The sequence below is a fragment of the Agromyces sp. H66 genome, assembly GCF_004959775.1.
In the GTDB taxonomy this organism is placed as follows: domain Bacteria; phylum Actinomycetota; class Actinomycetes; order Actinomycetales; family Microbacteriaceae; genus Agromyces.
Genome location: NZ_SJZG01000015.1, coordinates 76,920 through 87,013, shown reverse-complemented (window position 1 = coordinate 87,013; position 10,094 = coordinate 76,920). Strand labels below are relative to the sequence as shown.

The 10,094-nt window shown below is 70.7% G+C and carries 12 protein-coding genes; 6 read left to right on the top strand and 6 right to left on the bottom strand.

The window, feature by feature from the left end; translation table 11 throughout:
- Positions 1-52 precede the first annotated feature (52 nt).
- The 5 genes from msrA (at position 53) to EZM51_RS18725 (ending at position 4,057) form a co-directional block, all read left to right on the top strand.
- Entirely contained in the window at positions 53-529 is a 477-nt protein-coding gene (msrA, locus tag EZM51_RS18745; protein ID WP_211195986.1) for a peptide-methionine (S)-S-oxide reductase MsrA, read from the top strand.
- A gap of 181 nt (positions 530-710) precedes the next feature.
- Positions 711-1,244 carry a single-stranded DNA-binding protein gene (gene ssb, locus EZM51_RS18740; RefSeq protein ID WP_169053988.1) on the top strand — a complete coding sequence of 178 codons (534 nt, stop codon included), beginning with the start codon at positions 711-713 and terminating at the stop codon, positions 1,242-1,244.
- Between the two features lie 83 nt (positions 1,245-1,327).
- Positions 1,328-1,828, top strand: a complete 501-nt coding sequence (locus EZM51_RS18735) for a hypothetical protein (RefSeq protein WP_136709828.1) — start codon at positions 1,328-1,330, stop codon at positions 1,826-1,828.
- 68 nt (positions 1,829-1,896) lie between these two features.
- A complete protein-coding gene (ettA, locus tag EZM51_RS18730) occupies positions 1,897-3,579 on the top strand; it encodes an energy-dependent translational throttle protein EttA (RefSeq protein ID WP_136709827.1) in 1,683 nt (560 codons plus the stop codon).
- Between the two features lies 1 nt (position 3,580).
- Positions 3,581-4,057 carry a thioesterase family protein gene (locus EZM51_RS18725; RefSeq protein WP_136709826.1) on the top strand — a complete coding sequence of 159 codons (477 nt, stop codon included), beginning with the start codon at positions 3,581-3,583 and terminating at the stop codon, positions 4,055-4,057.
- Positions 4,058-4,066: 9 nt separating this feature from the next.
- Here EZM51_RS18725 and EZM51_RS20710 read toward each other — a convergent pair whose 3' ends face one another.
- From EZM51_RS20710 to EZM51_RS18710, 3 genes are all read right to left on the bottom strand, one after another.
- Positions 4,067-4,588, bottom strand: coding sequence for a hypothetical protein (locus EZM51_RS20710; protein WP_169053987.1), 522 nt, complete (start codon positions 4,586-4,588; stop codon positions 4,067-4,069).
- Between the two features lie 2 nt (positions 4,589-4,590).
- Positions 4,591-5,079, bottom strand: a complete 489-nt coding sequence (locus tag EZM51_RS18715; RefSeq protein ID WP_136709825.1) for a Rieske (2Fe-2S) protein — start codon at positions 5,077-5,079, stop codon at positions 4,591-4,593.
- Positions 5,080-5,176: 97 nt separating this feature from the next.
- Positions 5,177-6,058 (bottom strand): acyl-CoA thioesterase II, encoded by an 882-nt coding sequence (locus EZM51_RS18710; protein ID WP_136709824.1) that lies wholly within the window; start codon positions 6,056-6,058, stop codon positions 5,177-5,179.
- A gap of 94 nt (positions 6,059-6,152) precedes the next feature.
- Here EZM51_RS18710 and EZM51_RS18705 point away from each other — a divergent pair, with 94 nt between their 5' ends.
- The gene (locus EZM51_RS18705; RefSeq protein ID WP_136709823.1) at positions 6,153-6,833 is read left to right on the top strand and encodes a hypothetical protein; all 681 of its coding nucleotides are present in this window, start codon (positions 6,153-6,155) and stop codon (positions 6,831-6,833) included.
- A 42-nt stretch (positions 6,834-6,875) separates the two neighbouring features.
- Here EZM51_RS18705 and EZM51_RS18700 read toward each other — a convergent pair whose 3' ends face one another.
- The 3 genes from EZM51_RS18700 to EZM51_RS18690 all read right to left on the bottom strand — a co-directional run bounded on the left by EZM51_RS18700 (position 6,876) and on the right by EZM51_RS18690 (position 10,086).
- On the bottom strand, positions 6,876-8,543 hold the full coding sequence (locus EZM51_RS18700; protein WP_136709822.1) for an FAD-binding dehydrogenase: 1,668 nt from the start codon (positions 8,541-8,543) through the stop codon (positions 6,876-6,878).
- Positions 8,544-8,611: 68 nt separating this feature from the next.
- Entirely contained in the window at positions 8,612-9,007 is a 396-nt protein-coding gene (locus EZM51_RS18695; protein ID WP_136709821.1) for a globin, read from the bottom strand.
- Positions 9,004-10,086 (bottom strand): mechanosensitive ion channel family protein, encoded by a 1,083-nt coding sequence (locus EZM51_RS18690; protein ID WP_136709820.1) that lies wholly within the window; start codon positions 10,084-10,086, stop codon positions 9,004-9,006. The genes EZM51_RS18695 and EZM51_RS18690 overlap by 4 nt, the downstream gene beginning before the upstream one ends.
- Positions 10,087-10,094 lie beyond the last annotated feature (8 nt).

The following is a 10,094-nucleotide window of genomic DNA, read 5'->3' as shown; positions in this document are numbered from 1 at the left end:
GCGAACCCTCACCCCTTACACAGACCATCTGACAGGCTCGTGCCTCGACGCCGTGTACCGCACCCTGCGAGGGGTCGACGACGTCGTCTCGGGCTACACGGGCGGGTCCGTGGCGAATCCGAGCTACGAGGCCGTGTGCACCGGCCTGACCGGCCACGCCGAAGCCGTTCGCGTCGACTTCGACCCCGACGTGATCCCCCGCGAGGTCATCCTCGACGTGTTCTTCACGATGCACGACCCGACGCAGCTGAACCGCCAGGGAGGGGACGTCGGCACCCAATACCGGTCCGCGATGTTCTCAACCGACGACGCCCAGCGCGAGGCGTTCGAGGCCGCGCGCCGTCGCGCCGCCGACTGGTGGCCGGGTGAGATCGTCACCACGATCGAACCGCTCGGCGACTTCTTCCGGGCCGAGGAGTACCACCAGGACTTCTTCGCGAAGAATCCCGGCCAGGGGTACTGCCTCGCGGTCGCGTTGCCGAAGGTGAACAAGATCCGGCGCTCGTACGCCGACTACGTGCTCGCCTGACCACTCGTCCTCGCCAGCGGCCGCGGGCCGCGAGTTGTGCACGGAGTGCCGGCCCGCCGTCGCGCCCGGCGCATCGCTCGTGAAGCTGGTCTCACGCGGCATCCGGGGCCTGATCCGGCACGAGCAGCTCCGGATGCCGCGAGCCGCCGATCCGCGGCGGCGCACGAGCCGAGGAGTGGAAATGACCGACAGCATCACCGTCACGGGCGTGGCGGGCACCGACCCGAACCTGCACGTGACCACGCAGGGACTCGCGATCACCTCGTTCCGACTCGCATCGACGAGGCGGTACTTCGACCGGGCCAAGGGCAGCTGGGAAGACGGGGAGACCAACTGGTACACCGTTTCGACGTTCCGGCAACTCGCGCACAACACCTCGGCGTCCATCAAGAAGGGCGAACGGGTCGTGGTGCACGGGCGGCTGCGGCTCCGTGCGTGGGACAACGGCGAGAAGTCCGGCATGGCCGTCGAGATCGAGGCCGACGCGATCGGCCACGACCTCACCTGGGGCACCACGGAGCTCACGAAGGTGCGGCTCGCGCGCGAGTCGACGGGCGGCGACGACCGGGCCGACGCCGGCGAGGAGAACGCGGGTGCGACGGCGGGCGTGACCGATGCGAGTGCCTGGCCGGGGGTCGAGGAGTCGGCGGTCGGCGACGCGGCCGGCGACCGTCCGGCACTCGGTGAGGAGTCGAACGTCGACGCCTACGCCTGAGGGTGCGGCAGGCCGTCCGACCCGGCGCGCGTCGCAGCATAGACTCGGCTCGGGCGGTCGGCACCCGCCGGAACAGGGGAGTGATGAGCAGCCGTCTCGGCACCACCGCGGTCCTGACGATCGCCGGGGTCGCGATCCTCGTCGGTACGGCCGGATGCACCGCGGCGGCTCCCGATCCGACCGCCACACCGGCCCCGACGGCGTCCTCGCCGGCCGCCACCGCTGAGGCGACGCCGGCGCCGAGCGCGCCACCGACCCTGCGCCCGACGCTCTCGGCCGACGAGAACCTCGCCTACTTCGACGCGGTGAACCTCGCCGTCGTGGCCGCGAACCCCTCGGCGGGCGGACGGGACTTCATCGATGCGCTCGTCGCCGCCGGGTTCGACAGGTCCCAGATGGAGGTCACCTTCGATCGCACGACCGTCGACCTGGAGGCCGACTCCGTGCAGTTCGCCGTGCTCTTCCAGGGCGAGTGCCTGATCGGGCAGTACGGACCCGCCACCGACGGCTACCACAGCGCCGTGCGGCCGCCGCTCGGAACCGGCGGGTGTCTCATCGGGCAGACGCGACCCATCGACTGGTAGCGCGCGCCGCCGGGTGAGGGTGCCCGGGTGAAAAGGGGCACCCGGTGCGCCCATAGACTGGTACGGATATGGCTGACTACATTTACTCGATGGTCCGCGCCCGAAAGGCGGTCGGCGACAAGGTCATTCTCGACGACGTCACGATGGCGTTCATCCCCGGCGCGAAGATCGGCGTCGTCGGCCCGAACGGCGCCGGCAAGTCCACGATCCTGAAGATCATGGCCGGCATCGACCAGCCCTCCAACGGCGAGGCCCGGCTCACGCCGGGTTACTCGGTCGGCATCCTCATGCAGGAGCCCGAGCTCGACGAGACGAAGACGGTGCTCGAGAACGTCCAGGAGGGCGTCGGCCCGATCAAGGCGAAGGTCGACCGGTTCAACGAGATCTCGCTCGCGATGGCCGAGCCCGACGCCGACTTCGACGCGCTCCTCGCCGAGATGGGCACGCTGCAGGAGGAGATCGACGCCGCCGACGCGTGGGACCTGGACTCGCAGCTCGACCAGGCGATGGACGCGCTGCGATGCCCGCCGGGCGACGAGAAGGTATCGGTGCTCTCGGGCGGTGAGAAGCGACGCGTCGCGCTCTGCAAGCTGCTGCTCCAGAAGCCCGACCTGCTGCTGCTCGACGAGCCCACCAACCACCTCGACGCCGAGAGCGTGCTGTGGCTCGAGCAGCATCTCGCCAAGTACCACGGCGCCGTGCTCGCCGTGACCCACGACCGGTACTTCCTCGACCACGTCGCCGAGTGGATCTGCGAGGTCGACCGCGGTCGCCTCTACCCCTACGAGGGCAACTACTCGACCTACCTCGAGAAGAAGCAGGAGCGGCTCACCGTCCAGGGCAAGAAGGACGCCAAGCTCGCCAAGCGCCTCGCCGACGAGCTCGACTGGGTGCGCTCCAACGCGAAGGGCCGCCAGGCCAAGTCGAAGGCGCGCCTCGCCCGGTACGAGGAGATGGCCGCCGAGGCCGAGCGCACGCGGAAGCTCGACTTCGAGGAGATCCAGATCCCGCCGGGTCCCCGCCTGGGCAACGTCGTGCTCGAGGCGAAGAACCTGAAGAAGGGCTTCGGCGACCGCACCCTCATCGACGGCCTCAGCTTCACGCTTCCCCGCAACGGCATCGTGGGCATCATCGGCCCGAACGGCGTCGGCAAGACCACGCTCTTCAAGACCATCGTCGGCATGGAGCCGCTCGACGACGGCGAGCTGAAGATCGGCGAGACCGTGCAGATCTCCTACGTCGACCAGTCCCGCGGCGGCATCGACCCGAAGAAGACGCTCTGGGAGGTCGTCTCCGACGGGCTCGACTACATCCAGGTCGGCAAGACGGAGGTGCCGAGCCGCGCCTACGTGTCGACGTTCGGCTTCAAGGGACCCGATCAGCAGAAGCCGGCGGGCGTGCTCTCCGGCGGCGAGCGCAACCGGCTGAACCTCGCGCTCACGCTGAAGCAGGGTGGCAACCTCCTGCTCCTCGACGAACCGACCAACGACCTCGACGTCGAGACCCTCTCGAGCCTCGAGAACGCGCTCCTCGAGTTCCCCGGCTGCGCCGTGGTCATCACGCACGACCGGTGGTTCCTCGACCGCATCGCGACGCACATCCTCGCCTACGAGGGCACCGACGAGAACCCGTCGTACTGGCACTGGTTCGAGGGCAACTTCGAGGCGTACGAGGCGAACAAGATCGAGCGTCTCGGGCCGGAGGCGGCGAAGCCGCATCGTTCCGCGTACCGCAAGCTCACGAGGGACTGACATGCGCCTGCACGTGCCCACGCCGCTCCGGTGGGGCGACCTCGACGCCTACGGTCACGTGAACAACGCCCGGATGCTGAGCCTCCTCGAGGAGGCTCGCATCCAGGCGTTCTGGGTGAGCGACGACACCTCGGAGCACGCCGTGGGCGCGACGACGGCCGTGCTCGACGCGACGCCGGGCGCCACCACGGTCACGTTGATCGCGCGGCAGGAGGTCGAGTACCTCGCGCCCATCCCGTACCAGCGTCAGCCGCTCGACATCGAGCTCTGGATCGGCCACATGGGCGGCGCGAGTCTCGACGTCTGCTACGAGGTGTTCTCGCCGGGCGGCGTCGATCCACGGACCCTGTACACGCGCGCGACCACGACGATCGTGCTGGCGGATGCCGCGTCCGGGCGTCCGCGCCGCATCAGCGACGCCGAGCGGGCCGCGTGGACACCGTACCTCGGCGAGCCGCTCGCGTTCCGGCGCCGCTGACGCGCGTGCTCAGCGCTCCAGCGGCTCGTCGCTGAACGACCCCTCCCAGACCGCCCGGCTGCCGGCTTCGCCGATCTGTACGAGCGTCCAGGTCGTGCCCGCACCCACCCCGAGCGCGGCGAGCGTGAGCACCGCGCCCACGACGATGCGCACCGCGCCGCCCGGGCGCCCGGCCGCGGCCCCGGCGTCGCGTCGCGCCGCGACGAGCTCGACGACCGCCCATGCGGCGACGACGACGGCCAGCCCGACGATGCCGTAGAGCCAGGGCACGATGTCCTCGCCCTGCGTCGTGTGCTCCTGGATGAGCGGCGCCGGCGGCACGCGCTGCTCGAGCCACTTGCCCGCCTCGATCGTGACGAGTCCGAGCGGGAGCAGCAGCGCCGCGGCGACGAGCATCGGGATCCAGAGGACGCGGCGGGCCGCGGGCCACGCCGCGATGAGGACGAGCCCGAGCGCCACCAGCGGCGTCAGGACGATGAGCGCGTGGACGAGGAGGACGTGCAGCGGCAGGCCCGCGAACGAGTACTCCATCGTCAGGATGCCGCGACGATGCGGTCGCCCGAGACGGCGACGGGGATCTCGGTCAGCGGTTCGAGCGCGGGCCCTTGGATCACGTCGCCCGTCGCCGCGTCGAACATCGACCCGTGGCACGGGCAGTGGAACTCATCTCCGGCCGGCGCGACGACGCACTGCTGGTGCGTGCAGATCGCGCTGAAGGCGACCACCTGGCCTGCGGTCGGCTGCGCGATGAGCGCCGGCTCGTCGTTGATGGTCGCCTTGATGCTGCCGCCCACGGGAACGTCGGCGAGGGCGGCGATGTCGTCGCCGACGGCCGGTGCGTCAGGTGCGGGGCCGGAATCGGTGCCGGGCTCGTCGGTGAGGGAGGGGGAGGGAGCCGTGGGGGAGCCGGTGCTGGACGGGGCATCCGTCGCACAACCCGCCAGGGTCAGCGCGCCGCCCACGGCGCCGACCGATCCGAGCGCCAGCATCGTGCGTCTCGTGAGGTCCGTGGGTTCCGTCATGCCCTGAGCTCCTTCGTTCGCGTCGCCCGCGCCCGCGCGCGTCCAGCCCCATTCTGGAGGACCGCGGGCCGGGTGCGCGCGAACCCACAGAATTCATTCAGTCGAATGCATCCCCGCGGGGAATGCGGATCATCCCCTCCTGCGCCACGCTCGCCACGAGCACGCCGTCGCGGGCATAGATGCGTCCGAGCGAGAGCCCGCGACCGCCGCTCGCCGACGGCGACTCCTGCACGTAGAGCAGCCACTCGTCGACCCGCGCGTCGCGGTGCCACCACATGGCGTGGTCGAGGCTCGCGATCTTCAGTCCCGGCGTCGCCCAGGCCACGCCGTGCGCGCGCAGCACCGGCTCGAGGATGGAGTAGTCGCTCGCATAGGCGAGTGCCGCGCGGTGCTGCTTGGGGTCGTCGGGCAGCCGCCCGAAGGCCCGCATCCACACGGCCTGCCGCGGCTCGCGATCGCCGTCGGCGGAGAGGTAGATCGGCGACGGGATGTGCCGCACGTCGAACGCGCGCTCGGACGACCAGTGGCGGGCGACGTCGTGGTCGATCTCGCCGAGCACCTCGGCGGCCGTGGGCAGGCCCTCGGGGTCGGGGATGCCCTCGGGCATCTCGACCTGGTGCTCGAGTCCGTCGTCGCCGTGCTGGAACGAGGCGATGAGCGAGAGGATCGGCACCCCGTTCTGGAACGCGTGCGTGCGCCGCGTCGAGAACGATCGCCCGTCGTGGAGCCGGTCGACGGAGAACGTGATCGGGTGCGTCACGTCGCCCGGCCGCAGGAAGTAGCCGTGCATCGAGTGGATGGTGCGTTCGCTCGGCACCGTGTGCATCGCGGCGATGAGCGCCTGCGCGAGCACCTGTCCGCCGAACACGCGCCCGTGGGGCATCCACTGCGACGGCCCCGTGAAGATGTCCTCGGTCGTGCGCGCACCCGTGTCGGTGAGGTGCAGGGTGCTGAGCAGGCCGTCGATGGGACCGTTCATCGTTCCTCCGAGTCAGTGGGGCGAGGCCGCCCGGACACCGGCGGAAGCGCGGTCCGCCGGGGCGGCGGCGCTCCCTTGGTAGTTTAGACAGCAGATGGTTCAGCAATTCACGCTCGCGGACAGCCTTTCGCTCGGCGACCTGCATACATACCTGCAGCGCGCCGGGCGCGTCGAGGACGGTTCCGTGCGACTCGTGGCGGGCTCGGGCATCCTCGCGGTGTACACGGCGATCCTGTATCCGCGCGGCATCCTCGACGAGAGTCCGACCGTGCTGGGCCTGCGCACCTTCCAGTTGTTCGAGACCGACGACTTCGACGTCGTGGTCCCCATGCGTTCCGTCGTCGATCGGATCGTGCGGGCTCGCGGGCAGCTCGGCGAGGACGACGAGTCGCGTCCGGTCACCATGACCCGACCGCCCGAGGTGAACACGGTCACGTGGGCGGGCATCTCGCCCCCGCGGGGCGGATGGCGACCGCTCGGCGACACGGACTCGGCGACACTCGAGCGCGCGGCCCGCGCGGGCATCGAGGAGGTCGCCGCCACGATCCCCGAGGGCACGGGCGAGCAGCTCGTGCAGCGCGTGCGTTCCGAGGTGTGGGGGCGGGGAATCGAGGGCATCGAGTACGTGCCCGCGGGCGCCGCGTTCGCGGCCTTCAGTCTGGGCTTCCTCGGCGACGACCCCATCCGCCTCTTCGAGACGGGTCCGTGGACCCGGCTCTCGTCGCGGCGGGGTCACGTGCTCGTGCGGCGGAAGCCCTGGACGCTCAAGGCGTAGTCGCGCCGGCAGCCCCGTTGTCGAGTCGACGCGTCGTCGTCGTCAGCCCCGGGCGATGGCGCGGCCGGCCGCACGGCCGGTGAAGAGGCATCCGCCGAGGAAGGTGCCCTCGAGCGCGCGGTACCCGTGCACGCCGCCGCCGCCGAAGCCCGCGGCCTCGCCGACCGCGTAGAGGCCGGGCACCGGGGTGCCGTCGGCACCGAGCGCCCGCGAGGAGAGATCGGTCTGGATGCCGCCGAGGGTCTTGCGCGTGAGCAGGTGCAGCTTCACGGCGATGAGTGGACCCGCCTTCGGGTCGAGGATGCGGTGCGGCGTGGCGACGCGGATGAGCTTGTCGCCGCGGTACTTGCGGGCGCCGCGCACGGCGATGAGCTGCAGGTCCTTCGAGAACTCGTTGTCGAGCTCGCGATCGCGGGCGACGATCTCCCGTTCGATGTTCTCGGTGTCGAGCGGCACCTCGGGCGAGAGCGCGCGCATGCCGTCGAGGAGCTCGGGCAGCGTGTCGGCGACCACGAAGTCGACGCCGTGCTCCTTGAACGCCTCCACGGGGCCCGGCGCGCCCGATCCGATCCGGTCGGCGAGGAGCCTCAGGTCCTTGCCGGTGAGGTCGGGGTTCTGCTCGCTGCCCGAGAGCGCGAACTCCTTCTCGATGATCTTCTGGGTGAGCACGAACCACGAGTGCGCGTGGCCGGTCGCGACGATGTGCTCGAGCGTGCCGAGCGTGTCGAATCCGGGGAAGAGCGGCGCGGGAAGCCGGCGTCCCTCGGCATCGAACCAGAGCGACGACGGGCCGGGCAAGATGCGGATGCCGTGCAGCGGCCACACCGGCTCCCAGTTCGCGATGCCCTCGGTGTAGTGCCACATGCGGTCGCGGTTCACGAGCCGGGCGCCGGCCTGCTCGGCGATCGGCAGCATCCGGCCGTCCACGTGCGCGGGCACGCCCGAGAGCATCGCCGTCGGTGCCGGGCCCATACGCTCGGGCCAGTACTGCCGGACCAGGTCGTGATTGCCGCCGATGCCACCGGATGCCACGACCACCGCCGGGGCTCGCAGCTCGAACTCGCCCGCGACGTCGCGGTTGCTCGGCGCGCCGCGCTGCGCGGGGTCGTCGGCGAGCACCGTGCCGCGCACGCCGGCCACGGCACCGGACTCGACGATGAGCTCGTCGACGCGGTGCCGGTGCCGGATCTCGACGAGCCCCGCGGCGGCGCCGGCGCGCACGCGGGCGATGAACGGCTCGAGCACGCCCGGTCCGGTGCCCCAGGTGATGTGGAAGCGCGGCACCGAGTTGCCGTGGCCGATCGCGCCGTAGCCGCCGCGTTCGGCCCATCCGACCACGGGGAAGAACCGCACGCCCTTCTCATGCAGCCAGGCGCGCTTCTCGCCGGCGGCGAACTCGAGGTAGGCCTCCGCCCAGCGGCGACCCCACTCGTCCTCGTCCCGGTCGAAGCCGGCGGTGCCGGCCCAGTCCTGCCGTGCGAGCTCCAGCGAATCGTGCACGCCCATGCGGCGCTGTTCGGGGGAGTCGACGAGGAACAGGCCGCCGAACGACCACCAGGCCTGCCCGCCGAGGCTCGCCTCGGGCTCCTGGTCGACGATCACGACGTGCTTGCCCGCGTCGACGAGTTCGGCGGCGGCGACGAGGCCGGAGAGGCCTGCGCCGACGATGATCGCGTCGGGCTCGGTGCGGGGTGCGGGGGAGGCGGCCACGTGGACTCCTTCGTCTCGAGTGGTGCGGCGGTGGTGCGTCGGTACCTCGGATGCCGCGGGGCGCGGGTTCAATCCTCGAAGGTGTTGACCATCGCGAACGCGGCCCGCTGCAGGTAGTCCCAGAGGGTCTCCTCGGCGAGCGGGGGCAGGTCGAGCGTATCGAGAGCGTGCCGCATGTGCGCGAGCCAACGGTCGCGGGCGTCGGGGTTCACCTTGAAGGGCTGGTGGCGCAGTCGCAGGCGCGGGTGACCGCGCTGCTCGCTGTAGGTGCCCGGCCCGCCCCAGTACTGCTCGAGGAACATCGTGAGGCGCTCGGCGGCGGGCGCGAGGTCCTCCTCGGGGTACATGGGGCGCAGCACCGGGTCATCGGCGACGCCGCGGTAGAACTCGGCCACGAGCCGTTCGAACGTGGCGCGCCCGCCGACGGTCTCGTAGAACGAGGGACCGAGTGCGGCATCCGTCATGGTGTGTCTCCCGTGGTGGGCGGCTTGGGCGTGCGGGGCGCCCGGTTCTTCTTCGCGGCGCGGGCCGACGCGTCTTCGACCGTCGGGTTCGGTGCGGTCTTCGGCGGCTTCGCACCCTTCACGCGGGTGGCGCCCTCGAACCCCGAGAGCACGACGCTCGAGAGGCTCGGCAGCTTCACGTCCATGGCGTCGAGCGTACGCTTCAGCCGCATGCGGAGCTCCCGCGCGACGTCGTCCTTCGACGAGGTGCGCACCTTCATGACGACGCGGATCACCATCGCGTCGTTCGAGATCGACTCCAGTCCCCACACCTCGGGCTTCTCGAGCACGAGCGAGCGCCACTTGCCGGATTGCGAGAACTCCACGGCGGTGCGGAGCATCTCGGCCTCGACGGACTCGATGTCGGCGTCGTAGGGAACGGCGAGGTCGAGGATGACCCGGGCCCACCCCTGCGACATGTTGCCGACCCGCAGGATCTCGCCGTTGCGCACGAACCACAGCGTGCCGTTCACGTCTCGCACCTTCGTGATGCGGATCTGCACCTCCTCGACGATGCCCGTGGCCGGCCCCAGGTCGACGATGTCCCCGACGCCGAGCTGGTCCTCGACCACCATGAACAGTCCGTTCAGGACGTCCTTGACGATGTTCTGCGCGCCGAAGCCGAGGCCCGCGCCGATGGCGGCCGAGAGGAGCGCGAAGGATCCGAGGACGTCGGGATCGACGACCCCCACGATCATGAGCGTCACCACGATGAAGAGCGTGACGTTCACCACGTTCCGCAGGAGCGTGCCGAGCGTGCGGGTGCGCTGCACGAGGCGCACCGTGGCGAGCGGCGACGCCTGGAGGGCCTGCGTGTCGGTGACGTGCTGCTTCTTCTTCACACCCGTCACGATGCGCGCGACGACCCGCTCGATCACGAAGTGCAGGACGAACCGGATCAGGAACGCGACCGCGATGATCACGACGATCTGGAAGAGCTTGCCGACGATCACGTCCCAGTTCTCGACCCAGTACTGCGCGACGCCGGCCCAGAAACCGCCGTCGAGCGGCGTCTCGGGGGGAACGTCTGCGAAGTACATGGGGTGAA